24 protein-coding genes are annotated in these 21,065 nt (G+C 63.6%); 17 read left to right on the forward strand and 7 right to left on the reverse strand.

Annotated features, from left to right (window positions below; genetic code table 11):
• Window position 1 precedes the first annotated feature (1 nt).
• A complete protein-coding gene (locus OIK40_RS13505; RefSeq protein WP_273678877.1) occupies window positions 2-757 on the reverse strand; it encodes a class I SAM-dependent methyltransferase in 756 nt (251 codons plus the stop codon).
• A gap of 57 nt (window positions 758-814) precedes the next feature.
• Between OIK40_RS13505 and mutM the strand changes: the two genes are divergently transcribed.
• From mutM to OIK40_RS13530, 5 genes are all read left to right on the forward strand, one after another.
• Window positions 815-1,630 (forward strand): bifunctional DNA-formamidopyrimidine glycosylase/DNA-(apurinic or apyrimidinic site) lyase, encoded by an 816-nt coding sequence (gene mutM, locus OIK40_RS13510; protein WP_273678878.1) that lies wholly within the window; start codon window positions 815-817, stop codon window positions 1,628-1,630.
• 150 nt (window positions 1,631-1,780) lie between these two features.
• Window positions 1,781-2,041: a 30S ribosomal protein S20 gene (gene rpsT / locus OIK40_RS13515; RefSeq protein ID WP_273678879.1), complete on the forward strand. Its 261-nt coding sequence runs from the start codon at window positions 1,781-1,783 to the stop codon at window positions 2,039-2,041.
• 514 nt (window positions 2,042-2,555) lie between these two features.
• Window positions 2,556-3,959, forward strand: coding sequence for a chromosomal replication initiator protein DnaA (gene dnaA / locus OIK40_RS13520; protein WP_273678880.1), 1,404 nt, complete (start codon window positions 2,556-2,558; stop codon window positions 3,957-3,959).
• 97 nt (window positions 3,960-4,056) lie between these two features.
• Window positions 4,057-4,479 carry a DUF983 domain-containing protein gene (locus OIK40_RS13525; RefSeq protein ID WP_273678881.1) on the forward strand — a complete coding sequence of 141 codons (423 nt, stop codon included), beginning with the start codon at window positions 4,057-4,059 and terminating at the stop codon, window positions 4,477-4,479.
• A complete protein-coding gene (locus tag OIK40_RS13530; RefSeq protein WP_273678882.1) occupies window positions 4,476-5,249 on the forward strand; it encodes a HesA/MoeB/ThiF family protein in 774 nt (257 codons plus the stop codon). Before OIK40_RS13525 ends, OIK40_RS13530 begins: the two co-directional genes overlap by 4 nt.
• Here OIK40_RS13530 and OIK40_RS13535 read toward each other — a convergent pair.
• Window positions 5,238-5,939: an NAD-dependent deacylase gene (locus tag OIK40_RS13535; RefSeq protein ID WP_273678883.1), complete on the reverse strand. Its 702-nt coding sequence runs from the start codon at window positions 5,937-5,939 to the stop codon at window positions 5,238-5,240. The two genes, OIK40_RS13530 and OIK40_RS13535, sit on opposite strands and share 12 nt — an antisense overlap.
• Before the next feature lie 34 nt (window positions 5,940-5,973).
• Here OIK40_RS13535 and dapB point away from each other — a divergent pair, with 34 nt between their 5' ends.
• Genes dapB through OIK40_RS13550 form a run of 3 tightly spaced genes read left to right on the forward strand, consistent with a single transcriptional unit; the run spans window position 5,974 to window position 7,859 of the window.
• On the forward strand, window positions 5,974-6,708 hold the full coding sequence (gene dapB, locus OIK40_RS13540) for a 4-hydroxy-tetrahydrodipicolinate reductase (protein WP_273678884.1): 735 nt from the start codon (window positions 5,974-5,976) through the stop codon (window positions 6,706-6,708).
• Between the two features lie 11 nt (window positions 6,709-6,719).
• A complete protein-coding gene (gene nth, locus OIK40_RS13545; protein WP_273678885.1) occupies window positions 6,720-7,379 on the forward strand; it encodes an endonuclease III in 660 nt (219 codons plus the stop codon).
• Window positions 7,380-7,427: 48 nt separating this feature from the next.
• Window positions 7,428-7,859, forward strand: coding sequence for a hypothetical protein (locus tag OIK40_RS13550; RefSeq protein ID WP_273678886.1), 432 nt, complete (start codon window positions 7,428-7,430; stop codon window positions 7,857-7,859).
• Between the two features lie 6 nt (window positions 7,860-7,865).
• Here the strand turns inward: OIK40_RS13550 and OIK40_RS13555 are convergent, their stop codons facing one another.
• Both OIK40_RS13555 and dapE read right to left on the reverse strand, forming a co-directional pair.
• Window positions 7,866-9,122, reverse strand: a complete 1,257-nt coding sequence (locus OIK40_RS13555; protein ID WP_273678887.1) for a dicarboxylate/amino acid:cation symporter — start codon at window positions 9,120-9,122, stop codon at window positions 7,866-7,868.
• Between the two features lie 4 nt (window positions 9,123-9,126).
• Entirely contained in the window at window positions 9,127-10,272 is a 1,146-nt protein-coding gene (gene dapE, locus OIK40_RS13560) for a succinyl-diaminopimelate desuccinylase (RefSeq protein WP_273678888.1), read from the reverse strand.
• 30 nt (window positions 10,273-10,302) lie between these two features.
• On the opposite strand from dapE, the gene OIK40_RS13565 reads away from it, so the two are divergent.
• Window positions 10,303-10,770 (forward strand): cupin domain-containing protein, encoded by a 468-nt coding sequence (locus tag OIK40_RS13565; protein WP_273678889.1) that lies wholly within the window; start codon window positions 10,303-10,305, stop codon window positions 10,768-10,770.
• Window positions 10,767-11,378: a LysE family translocator gene (locus tag OIK40_RS13570; RefSeq protein ID WP_273678890.1), complete on the forward strand. Its 612-nt coding sequence runs from the start codon at window positions 10,767-10,769 to the stop codon at window positions 11,376-11,378. Before OIK40_RS13565 ends, OIK40_RS13570 begins: the two co-directional genes overlap by 4 nt.
• Here OIK40_RS13570 and OIK40_RS13575 read toward each other — a convergent pair whose 3' ends face one another.
• Window positions 11,379-12,260, reverse strand: coding sequence for a S1/P1 nuclease (locus OIK40_RS13575; protein WP_273678891.1), 882 nt, complete (start codon window positions 12,258-12,260; stop codon window positions 11,379-11,381).
• Window positions 12,257-12,919, reverse strand: a complete 663-nt coding sequence (locus OIK40_RS13580; RefSeq protein ID WP_273678892.1) for a glutathione S-transferase family protein — start codon at window positions 12,917-12,919, stop codon at window positions 12,257-12,259. The genes OIK40_RS13575 and OIK40_RS13580 overlap by 4 nt, the downstream gene beginning before the upstream one ends.
• 113 nt (window positions 12,920-13,032) lie before the next feature.
• On the opposite strand from OIK40_RS13580, the gene OIK40_RS13585 reads away from it, so the two are divergent.
• The 7 genes from OIK40_RS13585 to OIK40_RS13615 all read left to right on the forward strand — a co-directional run bounded on the left by OIK40_RS13585 (window position 13,033) and on the right by OIK40_RS13615 (window position 20,385).
• Window positions 13,033-13,452: a VOC family protein gene (locus OIK40_RS13585; protein WP_273678893.1), complete on the forward strand. Its 420-nt coding sequence runs from the start codon at window positions 13,033-13,035 to the stop codon at window positions 13,450-13,452.
• Between the two features lie 374 nt (window positions 13,453-13,826).
• Window positions 13,827-14,147 carry a hypothetical protein gene (locus tag OIK40_RS13590; protein ID WP_273678894.1) on the forward strand — a complete coding sequence of 107 codons (321 nt, stop codon included), beginning with the start codon at window positions 13,827-13,829 and terminating at the stop codon, window positions 14,145-14,147.
• A gap of 87 nt (window positions 14,148-14,234) precedes the next feature.
• Complete coding sequence (gene otsB / locus OIK40_RS13595) at window positions 14,235-14,975, forward strand: trehalose-phosphatase (protein WP_273678895.1); 741 nt, start codon at window positions 14,235-14,237, stop codon at window positions 14,973-14,975.
• Entirely contained in the window at window positions 14,972-16,765 is a 1,794-nt protein-coding gene (locus OIK40_RS13600; protein WP_273678936.1) for a glycoside hydrolase family 15 protein, read from the forward strand. Before otsB ends, OIK40_RS13600 begins: the two co-directional genes overlap by 4 nt.
• Window positions 16,762-18,162 carry an alpha,alpha-trehalose-phosphate synthase (UDP-forming) gene (locus OIK40_RS13605; protein ID WP_273678937.1) on the forward strand — a complete coding sequence of 467 codons (1,401 nt, stop codon included), beginning with the start codon at window positions 16,762-16,764 and terminating at the stop codon, window positions 18,160-18,162. Before OIK40_RS13600 ends, OIK40_RS13605 begins: the two co-directional genes overlap by 4 nt.
• Before the next feature lie 93 nt (window positions 18,163-18,255).
• Entirely contained in the window at window positions 18,256-18,657 is a 402-nt protein-coding gene (locus OIK40_RS13610; RefSeq protein WP_273678896.1) for an MAPEG family protein, read from the forward strand.
• A 3-nt stretch (window positions 18,658-18,660) separates the two neighbouring features.
• The gene (locus OIK40_RS13615; RefSeq protein ID WP_273678897.1) at window positions 18,661-20,385 is read left to right on the forward strand and encodes an N-acyl-D-amino-acid deacylase family protein; all 1,725 of its coding nucleotides are present in this window, start codon (window positions 18,661-18,663) and stop codon (window positions 20,383-20,385) included.
• Here OIK40_RS13615 and yihA read toward each other — a convergent pair.
• Window positions 20,382-21,062, reverse strand: coding sequence for a ribosome biogenesis GTP-binding protein YihA/YsxC (gene yihA, locus OIK40_RS13620; RefSeq protein WP_273678898.1), 681 nt, complete (start codon window positions 21,060-21,062; stop codon window positions 20,382-20,384). The genes OIK40_RS13615 and yihA overlap by 4 nt on opposite strands.
• Between the last annotated feature and the right edge of the window lie 3 nt (window positions 21,063-21,065).

Raw genomic sequence — 21,065 nt, forward strand, 5'->3', positions numbered from 1 at the left:
CCTAGATCTTCCACCCCGAATGGATCGCGACAAGCCCGCCCATGATCGGCTCGACGCGGGTATTGGCAAAGCCTGCTGCGCGGATCATCGCCTCGAATGCGGGCATTGGCGGGAACTTGCGGATCGATTCGGCGAGATAGCGGTATGAATCAGCATCTCCCGCAATCGCCTGCCCCATGCGCGGCAGCAGGTGGTCGGAATAGAGATCGTAAGCCTCTTTCAACCCCGACCATTCCACGGTCGAGAATTCCAGACAGAAGAACCGCCCGCCCGGTTTCAGCACACGCAAGGCCTCGCCCAGCGCGCGATCGATATGGGTGACGTTCCGGATCCCGAAGGCGATGGTGTAGGCATCGAAGGTGTTCGACGGGAAACTGACGCTCTCAGCGTTCTGACAGGTGAAGACGAGACTTCCCTCCCCCTCGCCCGCGCCGCGCTCCAAAGCTCGCTCTGCACCGACATCAAGCATGTCCTGATTAATGTCGGCAACCGTGATGTGTGCGCCCTTCGCCACCATCCGGAAGGCAATGTCGCCGGTGCCGCCCGCCATGTCGAGAATCTGCTCGCCCGGCTGGGGCTTCACCCGCTTGACGAAGCGGTCCTTCCACAACCGGTGCATGCCCCCCGACATGGCATCGTTCATGATGTCATATTTGCGGGCGACACTGGAGAAGACCTCGCCGACTTTGCGGGTCTTTTCCTGCGGGGTGACCTGTTGATAGCCGAAGGATACGGTTTCGTCGGTGGTTTCGCTCATGCACCGTTCCCTAGAGAGAATTGCCGCCAAGGCAAAGAGTGTTAGAGGGGGCTGGAAATGCCTGAACTCCCCGAAGTCGAAACAACCGTGCGCGGGCTCGCCCGATTTCTCGAAGGCGAGCGGATCACGCGCGTGACGCTGAACCGCGCCGACCTGCGCCGTCCCTTCCCCGCCGATCTCGTGCAGGTGATGACCGGAGCCACTGTCAGCGCGCTGTCGCGACGTGCGAAATACGGCCTGATGCACCTCGACCGCGGAGCGACCATGATTTTCCATCTGGGAATGAGCGGCCGCTGGCGGATCGACCCCGAGGTGCCCGAAACCCATGATCACCTGCTGCTCGAGACCGCCAGCCATCGCTTTGCGCTGTGCGATCCGCGCCGCTTCGGCTCGGTCGATCTGGTCAGGACCGACGCGCTCGACACATGGCCCCAGTTTGCCGCTCTGGGCCCCGAACCGCTCGGCCCGGGATTAAGCGCCGCGCATCTCAAGGCTGCGCTGAAGGGTAAGGTCCAGTCGATCAAACTTTGCCTGCTCGACCAGCGAATCGTCGCCGGGCTCGGGAATATCTATGTATGCGAGGCTTTATGGCGCGCGGGGATTCGTCCGACCAAGCCTGCAGGGAAGGTGTCGGGTCCGCAGCTCCAGCGTCTGGTTCCGGCAATCCGCGATGTGCTCGAAGCCTCGATCCGCGACGGTGGCTCGACCTTGCGCGATTACGCCCGACCCGACGGGGAACTCGGCTATTTCGCCAGCAGCTTCGATGTGTATGGACGGGAAGGCGAGCCATGCCGCCGCAACGACGGGGGAATTATCCGCCGGATCTCGCAAGGCGGACGCAGCACCTGGTACTGCCCCGCCTGCCAGAAGTGAGGGAATCATTGACCTCGCAAGCGTCTGCGACTATGTGCGCCGCTTTCCGGCGGTCGGACTTCGTGTTCGCTCGCCCCTTTTCGAGCAACCCGATAGATCTTTCCCGGCTGCTTCCGGCGGCCTGAACCAAACGCGAGACAGACACGAATTATGGCCAATACGCCGCAAGCCAAAAAGCGCATCCGCCGCAATGCCGCCCGCGCCGAAATCAACGGTGCGCGCATCAGCCGCATCCGCAGCTTCATCAAGAAGGTCGAATCGGCCTGCGAAGCTGGTGACAAGGAAGCGGCTGCCGCAGCACTCAAGGCTGCACAGCCGGAAATGGCCCGCGGTGTTGCACGCGGCGTTCTGCACAAGAACACTGTGGCGCGGAAAATGTCGCGCCTGACCCGTCGAGTCGCGACGCTCTGATTCGTTTTTAGCCCGATCCGTAGTCCTGCTTTAGGGGCGGTTACGGGTTGTAAGGGTACCTGAAAGCCGGCGGGCCGTGCTGTTGCAGCGCGGCCCGTTTTCTTTTTCGACAATTGCGACAAGCGCAAGCCGGGCAAATGTCAGGATTCTCCACGATTCGCGCGATCAGAAGACCTAGTTTCCTTTGAAAACAACGACATGAACGCACGCCTGCGGGGTTGCGACGAGTCAACAGGAATATTTCAGTTTTTTTAAATCTCGACGCTTGCGCAAAGCTGCAATGCGTTCTTTATTCAGCTCTCACCTGGGGCGGGACAGCCCGGGTTTTTACAAACTGGCCGACAGGGGGGCTCTCCGGGAATATGCTTTCCGGAGATGTGGCGGACTTTGCCTGTCGCAATAACATGAGCGTGTCTGCGGGCGGATGCTTCGCAGGTTCGAATGGATTGGGGAAGAGATTGTGCACAGGATTGACAAAGCACGGAGCCCGCGTCGCGCAGCAGATGACGACTTGATGGAAGACTCAGAAGCCGTGAACCTCGCTGCGGACTGGTCCGACATCAGTCAGGGCCTGCGCAAAGACCTGGGGCACCAGCTTCATAGCCAGTGGATCAAGCCGATCCAGCTTGGCAGCCTCAACCGTGAGACCGGCACGCTTGATCTTTATCTGCCCACCGAATTTTCGGCCAATTGGGTGCGTGACCGCTTTCACGACCGGCTCCAGCTGGCGTGGAAGATCGCGCGCAGCGAAGTGCGCAAGGTCAACATCATGGTCCATCCGGGTCGCCGCCAGCTGCCCGATCTGCGCATCGACGACGGCCGCCGCCCTGCGAATGACGGTGCTAGCGCGATTGCCGTCGCTGCAGGCACGATGTCCGATGCGGGCTTCACCTCATCGGTGGGGCTCGATCCGTCGCTGACCTTTGCTGCCTTCGTCACCGGCGAGGCGAACATCCTCGCCTGTAACGCCGCGCAGCGCATGGCCGCGCTTGAGCAACCGCAGTTCTCGCCACTCTACCTCAAGGCGGCGACGGGGCAGGGCAAGACCCACCTGCTGCACGCGATCGGCCATGGCTATCTGCAGGCCCATCCGCGTGCGCGGATCTTCTACTGCTCGGCCGAACGCTTCATGGTCGAGTTCGTGCAGGCGCTGAAGGCAAGCCAGACCATCGAGTTCAAGGCGCGGCTGCGCAGCTTCGATCTGCTGTTGGTGGACGACATCCAGTTCATCATCGGCAAGGCCAGTGCGCAGGAAGAACTGCTCTACACCATCGATGCGCTGCTGGCAGAGGGCAAGCGGCTGGTATTCGCGGCCGACCGCGCTCCGCAGGCGCTTGACGGGGTGGAACCTCGCCTGCTGTCGCGGCTTTCGATGGGCCTCGTCGCCGACATCCAGCCCGCCGATATCGAGCTGCGCAAGAAGATCCTCGTTTCAAAGCTCGCCCGATTCGCTCCGCTGGCGGTGCCGGAGGACGTCGTCGATTTCCTCGCCCGCACCATCACCCGTAACGTGCGCGAACTGGTGGGGGGGCTCAACAAGCTGATCGCCTATGCCCAGCTGACGGGACAGGAAGTCTCGCTCCAGCTGGCGGAAGAGCAGTTGACAGACATTCTTTCGGCCAACCGTCGCCGGATCACTATCGACGAAATCCAGCGCACCGTGTGCCAGTTCTACCGGATCGACCGGGCGGAAATGAGCTCCAAGCGGCGTGCACGCGCAGTGGTGCGGCCGCGGCAGGTGGCGATGTACCTGTCCAAGGTGCTCACGCCCCGCAGCTATCCGGAAATCGGCCGCAAATTCGGCGGGCGCGATCACTCCACCGTGATCCATGCCGTCCGGTTGATCGAGGACCTGCGTCAACGCGATGCCGACATGGACGGCGACGTGCGCAGTCTGCTGCGCCAACTCGAAAGCTGAATTCCCGCGCAATCTCCGCAAGCTTTGCACCGCACTTTCGACAGGCTGATCCACAGTCCTGTCGACAGGCAGTGCACAGGCTGTAAACAGCCTGTCCATGCCTTCTCAGCGCCTTTCTCCCGAACAGATCGACCTGCCCGCGGCATGGATTCCCGCGCTGCTACGCGGCGCCAGAGGTTACTGCCCGCGTTGCGGCGAGGCGGCATTGTTTCGGGCATGGCTCAAACCGGTCGATCGTTGCGCGCATTGCAGACAGGACTGGTCCGTTCAGCAAGCCGATGATTTTCCTGCCTATATCGGCATCTTCGTGGTCGGCCATTTGCTTGCACCCGTAGTGATCGCCATGATCGGGACCTTCGGCATGTCCGCGTGGCTGACGCTGGCGATCATTCTTCCGGTCGCGGTGATCATGCTGCTGGCGATGCTGCAACCGACCAAGGGAGCGGTGATCGCCTTCCTGTGGTGGCACGGCATCGGCGCATTCCGGCAGGAGCGCCGCGCGCCCGAGGGCAAGCCATGAGCCTATCGCCTTCCCGGCTGGAACGCTTCGCCCGGCATATCGTGCTGCCCGAAGTCGGCGGCGCAGGGCAGATGAAGCTGGCCCAGAGCCATGTCGCGATTATCGGTCTGGGCGGTATCGGGAGCCCGGCCCTGCAATATCTTGCGGCAAGCGGGATCGGCAAACTCACGCTCGTCGATGATGACGTGGTGGATGTTAGCAATCTCCAACGCCAGACGATCTTCACCACCCGCGATGTGGGTTATGGCAAAGCGGTTTCGGCGCGCCGCTGGCTCGCCAATTTCGACGATTCGCTGACCGTCGACGTATCCGATACGCGCATCACGCCGGATAATGCCGCGCGCCTGATCGGGGGCGCCGATCTGGTGCTCGACGGCACCGACAATTTCGCGACCCGCCTCGCCGTCTCGGACGCCTGTGTAGCGGCAAGGATCCCGCTGCTCTCCGCGGCCGTCGGACGTTTTCAAGGCCAAGTCGCGGCCTTCGCGGGACATCTTCCGAACGAGGCCTGCTACCGCTGCTTCGTGGGCGATGCCTTCGATGCCGAGGATTGCGACACCTGTGCGGATGACGGGATGCTGGGCGCCATGGCGGGCTGGGCCGGAAGCTTCGCCGCATTGCAGGCGGTGAGGGTGCTGCTTGCAGGAACGTCCGCGCTTGGCGATCCACAGTGGGGCCGCCTCCACATCCTCGACGGGCTGGCACCGGGTCTGCGCACCATCCGGGTCGCCAAGGACCCGACCTGTAAGACCTGCAGTTCAGCCGCCTAGCAGCTCTTCCACCCAGCCCGGCACCACCGCGCTCGCCGGGCCGTGACGCGATTCGTGGAAGAAGCGCGAGCCTTCGCTGGGTTCGAGGTTGAGTTCGAGGCAATGCGCGCCCGCTGATCTCGCCTCCTGTACGAAGCCCGCCGCCGGATAGACCGCGCCCGAGGTGCCGATGGAAACGAACAGGTCACAAGTCTCGAGCGTCTGATAGATCCGGCCCATCTGATAGGGCATCTCGCCAAACCACACGACGTCAGGGCGCAATGTCGGCGCGCGGCAGACCGGGCAAGGTGGACGGTCGATCATGGTCGCGAGCCACGGGGACCGGGTCTCGCACGAAGTGCATAGCGCCGACTTCAGCTCGCCATGCATATGCAGCACCCTTGCCGAACCGCCGCGTTCGTGCAGATCATCGACATTCTGCGTCACCAGCAAAAGCTCGCCCCGGAATTCACGCTCAAGCCGTGCCAGCGCCGTATGCGCCGGGTTCGGAACGACATTCGCCAGCGCCTCGCGCCGCATGTCGTAGAAGCCCAGAACGAGGTCGGGATTGCGCGCAAATCCTTCGGGCGTCGCGACATCCTCGACCCGGTGCTGTTCCCACAGCCCGCCTGCCGCGCGGAAGGTGTCGATCCCGCTTTCGGCGGAAATCCCGGCTCCGGTAAGGATGACGATGCGTTCGAACTCTGCCATGACGCCTTCAAACATGATCGCAAGAGGCGTGGCAATGGCACAGGTGAAGTTCGGAGTGATCGGGCACAAGGGGCGCATGGGACAGGCGCTCGAACAGGCGATCACCGAGGCAGGGCATGTGATGCAGATCGGTGTCGACGCGGGCGGAAATCTCGGGCCCCTGGCGAGCCAGTGCGATGTCCTGGTCGATTTCTCCGCACCCGACGCGCTTCCCGCCAACCTCGGCGCGGCGAAGGTGGCGGGCAAGCCGATCGTGGTCGGCACCACGGGACTTGGCGAAGAGCATTTCGTCATGCTCGCGCAAGCCGCCAAGGCGGTGCCGGTGCTGCAATCGGGCAATTTCTCGCTCGGCGTGACGCTGATGGCACATCTGGTTCGCGAGGCTGCCGCGCGGCTGGGGCCGGAGTGGGATATAGAGGTGCTGGAAATGCATCACCGGATGAAGGTGGATGCGCCTTCCGGCACCGCCAAATTGCTGGGCGAAGCCGCCGCTGCCGCGCGCGGGATCAAGCTGTCCGATGCGATGGACAGCGGGCGCCACGGCATGACCGGCGCCCGCCGCGAAGGCGCGATCGGCTTTGCCACGCTGCGCGGCGGCACGGTTGCGGGCGAACACAGCGTGATCTTTGCAGGGCCGGAAGAACGGCTGACGATCTCGCATTCGGCCGAAAACCGCATGATCTTCGCCCGCGGCGCGGTGAAGGCAGCCGAATGGCTGACCGGTCAACCGGCCGGGCGTTACACAATGAACGACGTGCTGGGCCTTTAAACGGCGGTTCCATGACCAAGGATCAGATCTTCGAATTCTTCAGGCGCCTTGCCGAGGACAACCCCGCGCCCGAGACCGAGCTGGAATACGGCAATGCCTATCAGCTGGTGGTTGCCGTCGCGCTGTCGGCTCAGGCGACCGACGTGGGCGTCAACAAGGCGACCCGCGCGCTGTTCGCCAAGGTGAAAACCCCGCAGCAGATGATCAATCTGGGCGAGGAAGGCCTGAAAGAGCACATCAAGACGATCGGCCTGTTCAATTCCAAGGCCAAGAACGTCATCGCTCTCTCGCAGCTCCTGGTCGATGAATATGGCGGCGAGGTACCGGATAGCCGCGAGGAACTGGTCAAGCTCCCCGGCGTCGGGCGCAAAACCGCCAATGTCGTGCTCAACTGCTGGTTCGGGCAGGAAACCTTTGCGGTCGACACGCACATTTTCCGCGTCGGCAACCGCACTGGCCTCGCCAAGGGCAAGACCCCCGATCATGTCGAGGCCAAGCTGGAAAAACGCGTTCCGCAGCCTTTCCGGCTTCACGCGCATCACTGGCTGATCCTGCACGGGCGCTATGTCTGCAAGGCCCGCCAACCCGAATGCTGGCGCTGCAAAGTTCAGGACCTGTGCAGCTACCGCAAAAAGGTGCTACAAGAGCCGGGCAGGGGCAGACAAAACTAGCGGCGCTGGCCGGTGGGTTGGCGTCGTTCGAAAGAGGATGCCATGCCCATGCCTACACGTTTCCCGACTATCGCCGTTCCTTGCCTCGCGCTCTTCGCGCTCACGGTCGCCTGTGCGCCGGTCGATCGCGACAAGGATGCAGACCCTACACTCGGCGCGCCTGCGGTCGAGATTCTGGGCGACGGGCAGAGCTGCATCAACCGCAGCCAGATCCGCCAGACGTTGGTGCGCAACGATCAGGTGATCGATTTCGAGATGCGCGGGGGCAAGGTCTATCGCAATGTTCTCACCAGCCCCTGCCCGGGCCTCGGCGTAGATCGCGCGATCACCTACAACACCACCATCGACCAGTTGTGCAGCCCCGAGATCATTTACGTGCTGCAGAACTTCGGCGGCCGTCCGCAGCGCGGCGCAGCCTGCGGACTGGGCAAGTTCGTACCGGTCAAATACGTGCGCGGAGATAAGGACGAGGAGGACTGATCCTCGTCAAACGTCGTCCGCGCTGATCATCTCGGCGCGGTCGAGTTCGCCCGTCAGGCTCGCCACGGTAACCGCCACCGCAGCATCGCCGGTGATGTTGGTGGTGGTGCGCATCATGTCCATGATCCGGTCGATCCCGGCGACAAGCGCAATCGTCTCCAGCGGGACGCCGACCGCGCCGAACACCAGCACCATCATGATCAGGCCCGCGCCGGGAATCCCCGCCGCGCCGATCGCGCCCAGCGTGCCGAGGATCGAAATGGTCAGATAATCGCCCCAGCTGAGCGCCACGCCGAAGGCCTGCGCGCCGAACAGTGTGGCCAGCCCGAGATACATCGCCGTGCCGTTCATGTTGATCGTCGCGCCCAAGCTAATGACGAAGCTCGCCACCGAATTGGACACACCGAGGTTCCGCTCGGCGCAGCGCAAAGTCACCGGCAAGGTAGCGTTCGAGCTGGCGGTTGAATAGCTCACCGCCATCGCATCGACGATCCCGCGGAAGAAATCGATCACCGGCAGGCGGGCGATCAGTTTGATCATGCCGGCATAAATCAGCGCGATGATGAGGAAGCAGCCGAGGTAATTCAGGAACACCAGCTGGCCGAGCGCCTTCAAGGCATCGATCCCGAGCGTCCCCGCCACCCATGCCATCAGCGCAAAGACGCCGAAGGGGGTCAGCTCCATCACGATCATGGTGACTTTCTGCATCACCACGCTACCGCTTTCGAAGATTTTCAGAACCGGCTCACCCTCTTCCTTCGCCATGAGGATGCCGATACCGATCAGCAGCGAAAAGACGATCAGCGGCAGAACGTTGACGTCGGCCATCACCTGCACCGGGCTGGACGGCACCACTTCGAGGATCATCTGTTCGAAGCTTTGCGCGGTCGCCTGCCGTTCCTGTGCGCGTTCGAGCGCGCTCTGATCGAGCGTCATGCTCGCGCCGTCGATCCCTGCCCCCGGCTGCGCGAAAGTGCCGATCGCAAGGCCGAGCCACACCGCCATCTGCCCGGTCACCACGAACAGCAGCATCGCCCGCCAGCCGACGCTGCCGAGCTTTCTAAGATCGCCAATGCTGGCCACGCCCGCGACAAGGCTGAAGAAGATCAGCGGCACCACCAGCATCTTGATGAAGGCGATGAAAATATCGCCGATGATCTTGATGCTTGCTGCACCCGGCCCCCAGAAATAGCCGACCAGAATGCCGAGAACGAGCGCAGCGATAACGCGCTGCCACAAGGGGATGCCGAACCAGGTCTTCAAGTGACTATCCTTCCTCCAGCGCCAGTGCGGCGCGGGCGATACGGGCGTAGATACGGGCGAGCACGGCAAGGTCGGGGATCGCCACCGCCTCGTCGCGCTTGTGCATAGTGGCGTTGCAAAGGCCGAATTCGATCACCGGACAGACGGCGCGCAGGAACCGCGCATCGGACGTGCCGCCGCTGGTGGAAAGTTCGGGCGTCACACCGGTTTCGGCCTCCACCGCCTTGCTGACCAGCGCGGAAAACGCACCGGGTTCGGTCAGGAAGGGTTCGCCCGAAATGATCGGGCGCGCCTTGCCGCCGTGCTTTTCGGCAATCGCCATGACACGATCGGACAGGCTCTTGCCGCTATGCAGGTCGTTGAAGCGGATCGAGATACGCGCCTGTCCCAGCGCCGGGATCACATTGTGCGCGCGGTTGCCGACGTTGATGTCGGTAATCTCGAGATTCGAGGGCTGGAACCAGTCGGTGCCCGTGTCGAGCACCAACGCGTCCAGTTCCGCAAGGATCGCCACCAGCCGGGGCAGCGGATTATCGGCAAGATGCGGATAGGCGACGTGGCCCTGCGTGCCTTCAGCGTCGATGAAGATGTTGACCGATCCGCGCCGCCCGATCTTCACCATGTCGCCAAGCCGGTGAACGCTGGTGGGCTCGCCGACAAGGCACAGGTCGGGCCGGATGCCCTCGGCTGCCATGTAATCGATCAGTGCGCGGGTGCCGTGGAGCGCGGGGCCTTCCTCGTCGCCGGTGATGATGAAGCTGATCGTCCCCGCCTCGGCAGGCACTTCGGCCACCGCGGCAACCATTGCGGCGATCGCGCCCTTCATGTCGACCGCGCCGCGCCCGTGAAGCAGTTCGCCGCGTACTTGCGGTTCGAAGGGGTCGCTCGCCCAGCCCTCGCCCGGCGGCACCACGTCGAGGTGACCGGCGAAAGCGAAATGGCGGGAACCTTCGGGGCCGGGCCGGATCGCCAGCAGGTTCTCGACCGGGGCCTCGTCGCTGCCTTCTGCCCCTTCGCCGCGGGTAAAGCGGTGGACCGCAAAGCCAAGCGGTGTCAGCATCGCTTCCAGTTCGTCGAACACTGCGCCGGTAGCCGGTGTGATACTCGGCGCGGCAATCAGGCGCTTGGCAAGGTCGAGAACGTGGCTCATTGCTGCATCGCCTAGCAGGAGTCCGCAAGAATGCCCAAGCTCGAACTTGACGCGATCCCACAGACCAATGCGACAGGCTATCCGCCGCCCTTCGATGCCGCCGTGCAGGGCCGCTGGTATCGCCGCCTCGCGCCGGCGGCGGGGCTGACGTTGATGGGGGCAAGCCACGTGACCTTGGCGCCTGGAGCCTTCTCCTCTCAGCGTCACTGGCACAGGGTACAGGACGAACTGGTGGTGATGATCGCCGGTCAAGCGGTGCTGATCGACGATCAGGGTGAAACGCCTGTCGGGGCGGGGGATGTGCTCGCCTTCCCTGCGGGCGAGGCCAATGGACACCATCTGCATAACCGCTCGGATAGCCCATGCACCTTCGTCGCGATCAGTGCCGGCAGACGCGAGGCCGACAGCGGCGAATATTCCGATATCGACATGGTTTTCGGCCCCGATGGCTATGCCCGCAAGGATGGCACCCCCTACGAAAGCGCGCGGCTGCCGTGATCGACATCGCCGGTTTTGCCCTTGCCGTGCTGCTGGTGGAGCTGACGCCCGGCCCCAACATGGCCTGGCTGGTGACTCTGACCCTGTCCGAAGGGCGGCGCGCGGGTCTCGGCGCGATCACCGGCATCGCGCTTGGCCTTGCCGCCAACGCCGCGCTGAGCGTGCTGGCGGCAAGCCTGATCCTCGCGCAGGACGGAGGTCTCGCACAAGGCGTATCGGTGCTGGCCGCGGCAATGATGACATGGCTCGCCTGGGAAGCGTGGAGAGGTTCTGGCGAAAGCTCGCCGGCGGCCACGCCGCGTCAGTCTGGCCAGCGTCATGCACTGGCCGGGTTCGTCATCAATCTGCTGAACCCCAAAGCCGCGCTATTCTTTATTACCGTGATGCCGCAGTTCATTCCCGACGGACGGCCCAGCTTCGTTCAGGGGCTGGCGATGGCGGCAACCAGCGTCATCATCGCCACATCGATCCACCTCGCGCTGGTGCTGGGGGCAGAGCGGGTGCGCGGGGTATTGATGGCGGAAAGCCGCGCGCGGATAGTGCGACGCGTTCTGGCAATTGCGATGCTGGGGGTCGCCGCGTGGTTTCTGGCGAAAGCCTTTGCCTAGCTAGCGGCGCCGTTCCTCGACCTTCAGCGGCCCGGGCGCAAAAGCGCTTTCGAGCAGTTCGGCGATGCGGATGCCTGCCTGCTGCACCCGCCGCTTCGCGATCGGCACCCCGCGCACGATGTCTTCCTGCGTCAACGCGGTCTTCATCGGAAGCTCGCCATCGCAGGGCGTGTCGGTATCGAAGGCGGACGGATAGACGAAGCTGCGCGCGATTTCCCAGCTTTCCCGGCCCCAGTCGGCCGCTGTTCCGCCGCCGAATTCGGCACGCTCCGCCGCAGAATAGCGCCGAACGACCGGATCAGTCGGATCGCTGATCGCACGCTCGGCCAGCGGGCCGTCCCAGATCCAGTGCAGGTTGAGGCTGGGGATGATGCCGTAATCGGCCTCGCGGTCATTGCCGCCGCGATCCTCGTTGTCGCCCGAATGCAGCGGCATGTGCACGTCGCCTGCAAAGTGAACCATGAAGGCCAGCGCCTCCAGCCGAACCGGATCAGGCAGGCTTTCGTCGGCAAGAATGCGGTGCGCGCGCTCGATCTGCGCGGTGACGCAATTGCCGCCGGCGCAATTGGCACGCGGATTGAACGCCTGACAGATCGGCGCGGTGCGATAATGCCATGCGGCGGTGTAGCCCCAGCGCCACCCCTCGCGCCGCACGCAATCGGGCCACACCGCAGCGTCCTGCAAGGTACGCAGCGGACATTCAGGCGTGCCCAACGCCTTTTCGGAGCGTAGCAGGCGGCGGATCTTGGCGCGCACTTCGGGCGAGACATTGGCCTCGGCGATCTCGGCGGTCTTGCCATGTGCATAAAAGCCCCAAGCCTGCGCGGGCGAAGACGTCAGCAGCAGCGCGGCGAGGCCCGCCAGCAACGCTGCAAGGTTCACACGGCCACTTCGTATTGTTCGATTACCCATTGCTCTTCCTCGGCCGCACCAGTCCATTCGCGCATCCATTCATGCTCGGTGATCGCGTCCATATATGCCTCGGCGAATCCGGGCACGCCGATGCCATAGGTGACGAAGCGCGTTACCACCGGGGCATAGAAGATATCGGCCGCGCCAAAGGTTCCGAACAGGTAAGGCCCGCTATTGCCATGGCGCGCACGCGCTTCGGCCCAAAGGGTTAGGATGCGCACGATATCGTGCTTCGTCTGATCGGAAACATCGGCCAGTTGCACGCGGCGGCGGATGTTCATCGGCATTTCCTTGCGCAGCGACTGATAGCCCGAATGCATTTCGGCCACCATTGCCCGCGCCATCGCGCGCGCAGCCTCGTTCTTCGGCCAGAAGCGGTCACGTCCGACCTTGTCGGCGAGATATTCCATGATCGCGAGGCTGTCCCACACCACCGCCTCGCCGTCCCACAGGATCGGCACCTTGCCGCTGGAGGGCTGCACCTCGCCCATGTCGTGCTTCAGCCGGTCCCATTCCTCGCCCATGATCGGCACGGTCAGTTCGTCGAAATGCAGGCCTGACTGCTTGACCGCGAGCCAGCCGCGCAACGACCAGCTCGAATAGTTCTTGTTGCCGATGATGAGTTTCATTGCGTCTCCGCTCCACCTTGCGCGACGTGATGTGCCACGCCCTAGGCATTCAGGCTTTGGCTGTCGAGCGCGAGCAAGCTAAGGCGGGACGATTCCCGCGGAGTATCCATGCGATGAGCCTGCCCCCCTTCCACCTCGCCTTTCCGGTCAACGATCTTGCCGCCGCCCGCGCCTTCTATGGTAAGGCGATGGGCTGCGCCGAGGGACGATCTTGCGAAGAATGGATCGATTTCGATTTCCACGGCCACCAGATCGTCGCCCACCTCGCGGCCGGGCAGGCCGGTGACCGGGCGAGCAACCATGTCGACGGACACGGCGTGCCGGTGCCGCATTTCGGGCTGGTGCTGTCGATGCAGGAATGGGAGGCGCTGGCCGAAAGGCTGCGCGCGGCAGGCACAGAGTTCGTGATCGAGCCGACTATCCGCTTCAAGGGCCAGCCGGGCGAACAGGCGACGATGTTCCTGCGCGATCCGTCCGGCAATGCGCTCGAATTCAAGGCGTTTGCCGATATCGGGCAGCTCTTCGCACGTTGAAGCCTTGGCGCAAGCACTCGCGGCGAACAAGCGACGGCCTGCAGCCGCTTCGCCGTTAGTAAGCCCGGTTAACCCGAAATTAGTCATATTCGCCTATCCCATGCGTCATGGGTGGTCTCGACCCTTCCATTCCCGCGGATGACCGGACGTTCCGTTCATCCGGTGGAGGAACAGCTGGACAGCGATCTTGCAGGGCTTTCACGGTCCTCAGGCGTCGCGTCGACGGATCGATCAATGCTGCACGCCGCAGACATCGCGCCCAGCGTGCTTTCGCACAGTCGATCCGAGTAGCCGGCGCAATTTGTGTTGCTGGGCTCAGCCTGTCCAACGCATCGCCTCAGGATACCGTCCGCCCTCTGCTCGCAGAACAGCAAGTGCGGATTTCGCTCGCCGATGTCCGGAACGACATCCTTCCGGTCTCTGATCTTTCGCGTCAGGGGGAACGACTGATCCTTTGTCGCTCCAGCATCGATGGCAGTTTCAGCGAGCTTGTCGACACCACCACAGAAACCGTCGGTGCGGGTGAATTTGTACATATCGTCACCGATATCATCAGTGTCGAAGGGAAGACGGCGAGCGTGGCGATGATCTTCCAGGCGCGCAACGCGCGTGGCCTCACCATCATCAGGGAAGCCCGCGCCAGTATCGATCTTCGCTCCTGCGCCGCATCGGACCTGTTCATACCGTCGTTCTGACCTTGCAAACCGCCGCAACTCCGCTTGCGTGCTGCACCTGCGAAGAGGCGGTTTGACCTGCGCGCCCGAGGCTCTATGTCTCTGTCAATGGAAACGCGCACCAGCCTTCCTGCTCCGCCCTCGCTTGCAAGCCTGCTGGCGGAAGGACCTCTGGCGCTGTTCCTTGATTTCGATGGAACGCTGGTTGAGATCGCTGCGGGGCCGGGTGCGATTGCCGTGTCGGAGCGGTTGGGAGCCGGGTTGCAGCAGCTCGCCACGCGATTGGAGGGCGCGGCAGCGCTGGTGACCGGTCGCGGCATCGACAACCTGCAATCCTTCCTTGGCCCGCTCCCCTTGCATCTTGCCGGATCGCATGGTGGCCATGTGCTCGCGCCCTGCGGCACTGTCCTGCGCGAAGCAGAACCACTGCCTGCCAAGGTTGCCGAGGCACTGGACGATTTCGCTCGCACCAACGGCCTGCTTTACGAGCGCAAGGCCCATGGCGGCGCACTGCATTACCGCGCCCGGCCCGAGCTGGAGGAAGAGGCGCACGGCTTCGCCTCGGACCTCGCCTCCGGACACGGACTTGCCACCAAGAGCGGCAAATGCGTTATCGAACTGGTCTGGCCCGGCGCGGACAAAGGGGGCGCAGTCGATCTGCTTGCCGGACGCCCGCCATTCGCCGGGGCAAGGCCGGTGTTCATCGGCGACGATGTGACTGACGAGGACGGATTTGCCGCCTGCGCCCGGCTCGGCGGCTTCGGCATCGCCGTGGGCGAGCGTGCTTCGTCCGCCGCAAGCTATTCCCTCGCCAAGGTAAAGGACGTGCACGCGTGGCTGGAGTTATGACCCCCGACCTTGAACTCTGGCCGATCGGCAATTGCCAGGTCAGCGCCCTCATCGACCGGGAGGGCGCCATTGCATGGTCCTGCGTACCGCGGGTCGATGGCGATCCGGTGTTCTGTTCGCTGCTGAATGGCGAACAGCGCGATGCCGGCATCTGGCGGTTCGAACTGGTCGGACAGGTCAGCGCACGGCAGGAATATATTCGCAACACCCCGATCCTCGTCACCCGGCTCGAAGCTGAAGACGGCAGCGCGGTGGAAGTGCTCGATTTCTGCCCGCGCTACGAACACAAGGGGCGGATGTACCGACCCGTGGCGATCGGACGGATCGTGCGCCCGGTCGCAGGCAATCCCCGCATCCGCGTGGTTCTGCGCCCGCTGCACGGCTACGGCGCGCACGTTGCCGACACGACCCACGGCACCAATCACATCCGCTACCTGGTCGGCCCCGAGACCCTGCGGCTCAGCACCGACGCGCCGATCGGCTACATCCTTGAACAGCGCGTCTTCCGGGTCGAGGACGATCTGCATTTCTTCCTCGGCCCGGACGAACCCTTCACCGGCAACCTGCGCGAGGAAATCCGCCGGATGGAGCAGGCCACCCGTAAGTACTGGCAGAACTGGGTGCGCAGCCTCGCCACGCCATTCGAATGGCAGGAAGAGGTGATCCGCTGTGCTATCACTCTGAAGCTGTGCCAGCACGAGGAGACCGGCGCGATCGTCGCGGCGCTCACCACCTCGATCCCCGAAGCGCCCCATTCCGAACGCAACTGGGACTACCGCTACTGCTGGATCCGCGATTCCTATTACACTGTGCAGGCGCTCAACCGTCTGGGCGCGCTCGATGTGCTGGAGAAGTATCTCGCCTACCTGCGCAACATCGTCGACAATGCCAAGGGCGGACAGATCCAGCCGCTCTATTCGGTGATGGGCGAAAGCGAGCTGGACGAGACCACGGCGGCGTGGCTCGCAGGCTATCGCGGGATGGGACCGGTAAGGCGCGGCAACGCCGCCTACAAGCAGATCCAGCACGACTGTTACGGCCAGATCGTGCTGCCTACGGTGCAGGGCTTTATCGATCGCCGCCTGCTGCGCATCGCCGACGAGCGCGACTTCGAAAGCCTTGAGCAGGTGGGCGAGATGGCCTTCGCAATGCACGACCAGCCCGACGCCGGACTGTGGGAGTTCCGCACGCGGCAGGAAGTCCACACCTATTCCGCGGTGATGAGCTGGGCCGCGTGCGACCGGCTGGCGATGGCAGCCGACTGGCTCGGCAAGGATGAACGCGCCGCGCTGTGGCGCAGCCGCGCCGATACCATCCGCGCAACGATCGAAGCCGAAGCGTGGGTCGAAAACGGCGAGGAAGGCGGACATTACGGCGCCAGCTTCGAAAGCGACTATCTCGATGCAAGCCTGCTGCAAATGGTTGAATTGCGGTTCCTCGCACCCGACAACCCGCGTTTCCTTTCCACATTTTCCGCGGTCGAAAAGCAGCTCAGGCGCGGCGATTTCATGCTTCGCTATGCCGCCGAGGACGATTTCGGCGCGCCCGAGACCGCTTTCAACGTATGCACCTTTTGGCTGATCGAAGCGCTGCATCTGGCCGGGCGCAGCGAGGAGGCGCGGCGTCTGTTCTGCACCATGCTCAGCCACACCACCCGCTCGGGCTTGCTGAGCGAGGATCTGGACTACAATAATGGCGAATTGTGGGGCAATTTCCCGCAGACCTATTCGCTGGTCGGCGTCATCAATTGTGCGGGACTGTTGTCCAAACCATGGAGTGAGGTCCGATAGAACGGCTGGTTGTCATCTCGAACCGTGTGGCCGTGCCCAAGGCGCGCGGCGTAGCGGGCGCGCAGGGCGGGCTGGCAGGTGCGCTCAATGCCGCGCTCAAACAACATGGCGGTATCTGGTTCGGCTGGTCGGGACAGGAAAGCGAAAGCGCGGCTGACAACATCCACCTGCAGCGCAATGACGGCGTCACCACCGCCACCATCGACCTGTCGAGCCGCGACGTCGATGAATATTACAACGGCTATGCCAATTCGACACTGTGGCCGCTGTTCCACTACCGGCTCGATCTCACGCAATACGAGCGTGAGACCGGCAAGGGCTACGAAAGGGTCAACGAACGCTTCGCCGAATGCGTGACCCCTCTGATCGAACCCGACGACCTGATCTGGGTGCACGATTATCACCTGCTGCCGCTGGGCGAACGGCTGCGTGCGCGCGGCATTGCCAACCGCATCGGGTTCTTCCTCCACATCCCATGGCCTCCGACGCGCCTGTTCGTTTCACTGCCGTTCCACGAACGGTTGGTACGCACGATGCTGGAATATGATCTGATCGGCTTCCAGACCGACGAATGGCGCGAAAGCTTCCTGCATTACTGCCGCAAGGAACTGGGCGCCGAGGTCGAGGAGGACAGCGGTGCGATCATGTTCGAAGGGCGCACCACCATCGCGCGGGCCTATCCCATCGGGATCGACTGGGACCACTTCCAGTCACAGGGCGAAAGCGACGAGGCGCGCGCAGCGGAACAGCGCCTGCTTGATTCCACTCGCCACCGCACAGCGATGATCGGCGTCGACCGGCTCGACTATTCGAAGGGTCTGCCTGAACGCATCGACGGCATCGGACGGTTCTTCGATCAACACCCCGACAGGGTGCGCGATCTTGTCTTCATCCAGATCGCGCCACCGAGCCGCGAGGATGTGCAGAGCTACCAGCAGATCCGCATGTTGCTCGAACAGAAGACGGGGCAGATCAACGGGGCACGTAGCGAAGTCGATCTGGTGCCGATCCGCTACGTCAACCGCGGCTATTCGCACGCCGAACTCTACGGCTTTTTCCGCGCTGCCAAGATCGGGTTGGTCACGCCCTTGCGCGACGGGATGAACCTCGTCGCGAAGGAATATGTCGCGGCGCAGGACCCGGATGATCCGGGTGTGCTGATTCTATCGCGCTTTGCAGGGGCGGCGCAGCAGCTCGCGGCGGAAGGCGCGGGCGCGGTGCTGGTCAATCCCTACAGTCCGGACGACATCGCACATGCGATCAGAGTGGCGCTCGACATGCCGCAGGCGGAACGCAAGGCCCGCTATGATGTGATGATCGGCACGATCAGGGACGATAACGTGCAGGCCTGGACCCGGCGTTTCTGCGAGGATCTTGCTGCCACCCGCAATGATTGACGCAGGACTGACGGCGCAAAAGTGGCAGTTGCCGCAGCGCCCTGCCCTGCGGCAGCCTCATCGTCGATCGGGTAAATGGAGCGGCGCGAGGGCATGGATCAATACCTCTATGTGGCAATCGTCAGCGCATTGGCGCTGCTGGCCTATTACTTCACGCTGCTGATGGCGGGGATTGCCCGCGGTCGCTTCAAGATTGCGCCGCCTGCCCATACCGGCCCCGAGGAATACGAACGCTATGTGCGCGCGCACCAGAACACGCTCGAACACCTGGTGCTGTTCCTGCCCGGTCTGTGGCTCTTCGCTTTTACCGTAAGTCCGCTGTGGGCAGCGGCAATCGGGATCATCTGGCCACCGATGCGCGTGCTCTATGCGCTGGGCTATCACAAGGCGGCGGAGAAGCGGCTGATCCCGCTCTATATCTCGATGCCGCCGATCTATATCTTCGTGCTAGGCTCGCTGATCGGCGGGCTTCTGAAGCTGCTCGGGGGAGAATAGGCGATGGGCGCCGAATATGACTGGGTGATCCGCGGCGGCAAGATTGCCGACGGCACGGGCGGCGATCTGATCGAAGGCGATGTCGCCATTCGTGACGGGCGGATCGCCGCAATCGGCGAGGTTAACGGAAGCGGCACCGACGAAATCGATGCCAAAGGCAAGATCGTCACTCCCGGCTTCATCGACGTTCACACGCATTATGATGGCCAGTGCATCTGGGCAGAGGAACTTTCGCCCTCATCCTCGCACGGCGTGACAACTGCGGTAATGGGCAATTGCGGCGTCGGGTTCGCACCCTGCCGCAAGGCCGATCACGACATGCTGATCAACGTCATGGAGGGTGTCGAGGACATTCCCGGCGTGGTCATGACCGAAGGCCTGCCATGGGACTGGGAAACCTTCCCCGAATATCTCGATACCGTCGCCGCGGGAAAACGCGATATCGACGTTGCCGCCTATCTTCCGCACTCTCCCTTGCGGGTCTATGCAATGGGGGAACGCGGCGCGGCGCGCGAAGTTGCGACGGAAGATGATCTGGCGCTGATGCGCCGCATGACCGAAGAGGCGATGCGCGCCGGGGCAATCGGGTTTGCCACCTCGCGGCTCTCGATCCACAAGACCGCCGATGGCGAGGCGATCCCCACCTTCGATACCGATATTGCCGAGCTCGAAGCGATCACCCGCGGCATGGCCGATGCGGGAGCGGGCACCTTCCAGGTGGTACTCGACGCCTTTGTCGGGTGGGACCGGGAATATCAGGTGATCGAACGCGTAATCGCCGCCAGCGGACGCCCGGCGACCTTCACGCTGGCATCGGGCAATGATGCACCGCCGCGCTGGCGGCGGGTGCTGGAGATGCTTGAGCGAACCAATGCGCAAGGCGGCATAGCCAATGCTCAGGTAATGCCGCGCCCGATAGGCCTCATTGCCGGGCTTGAACTGACGGTGCACCCCTTCGTGCTGTGTCCGAGCTGGCAGAAAATCGCACACCTCCCGATTCCCGAGCAAGTCGCCGCGATGCGCAATCCGGCCCTGCGCGCAGCGCTGATCAGCGAGGATTTCACGCCCGGTCATCCCTTCAACGAGTTGGCCCGCAATTGGCGGTGGCTGTTCCCGCTCGACGATCCGCCCGATTACGCGCCGCCTGCACATACGAGCATGGCCGGTCAGGCCGCCGCGCGGGGCTGCACGCCGCAGGAGGTCGCCTATGACCGGCTGCTGGAGACCGAAGGGCGCGGGCTGTTTCTTGCAGCGCTGGGCAATTACGAAAACGCGACGCTCGACAGCGCGCATGAGATGCTGCGCCACCCACATTGTGTCCCCGGCCTTGGCGATGGCGGAGCGCATTACGGGGCGATCTGCGACGCCAGCTATTCAACCTATCTGCTGACCCAGTTCGTGAAGGGTGACGGCCCCCTGAAGCTCGATCTGGCCGAGGCGGTGCACATGCTCGGCTGGAAGGCGGCGGGTGCGGTTGGCCTGCATGATCGTGGGACGCTGCGCGTGGGCGGCAGGGCCGATCTCAATGTCATCGACCTAGACCGCCTGACCCTGCATCTGCCGCAAGTCGTGCGCGATCTCCCGGCCGGCGGACGGCGGTTGCATCAGCGCGCCACCGGCTACGAGGCGACGTTCGTTGCGGGTGAGGCGATCCGGCGTTTCGATGAATCGACTGGCGCAAGGCCGGGACAGCTTATTCGCGGGCCCGGTTACCGGGCGGCGGCCTAGGGCGCCCAGCCCTCTCCCAGCGCGTCGGCCACCACTGCAGCGCGCAAGGCAGCGATGCCCATGCCCTTCTCCGCGCTAGTGAGGTGCAGGTCGGGGTGTGCGGCGACGTGCTTCTTGGCCTCGGCTGCGGTGCTCGCGGCGACCGCCTCAAGTTCGCTCGCCTTGATCTTGTCGGTCTTGGTCAGGACGATCCGGTAACCTACCGCGGCTTCGTCGAGCATCTTCATCATCGCCCGATCAACGTCTTTCAGCCCGTGGCGGCTGTCGACCAGCACCAGCGTGCGGGCCAGCACCTGCCGCCCGCGCAGATAGCTGTTCACCAGCGACTTCCACTTCTCGACGACCTTCAAAGGTGCTTTGGCAAAGCCGTAACCCGGCATGTCGACCAGCCGGAACAGCGGCAGCGCGCCCTCTTCCTCGGGCCTGCCGACATCAAAGAAATTGAGCTCCTGCGTGCGCCCCGGAGTCACCGAGGCGCGCGCGATCGCCTTCCTGCCCGTCAGGGCGTTGAGCAGCGAGGACTTGCCGACATTCGAGCGCCCGCAAAAAGCAATTTCCGGCACTGCCGGGTCGGGCAAGAACTTCAGCTGCGGCGCGGACAGCAGGAAGTCCACCGGACCGGAAAACAGCTTTGATGCCATCTCCTCGCGGGCGGCCTGATCATCGGGGTCGGCCATGTC

Origin of the sequence: Erythrobacter fulvus (genome assembly GCF_028595285.1) — a bacterium.
Taxonomy (GTDB): Bacteria; Pseudomonadota; Alphaproteobacteria; order Sphingomonadales; family Sphingomonadaceae; genus Erythrobacter; species Erythrobacter fulvus.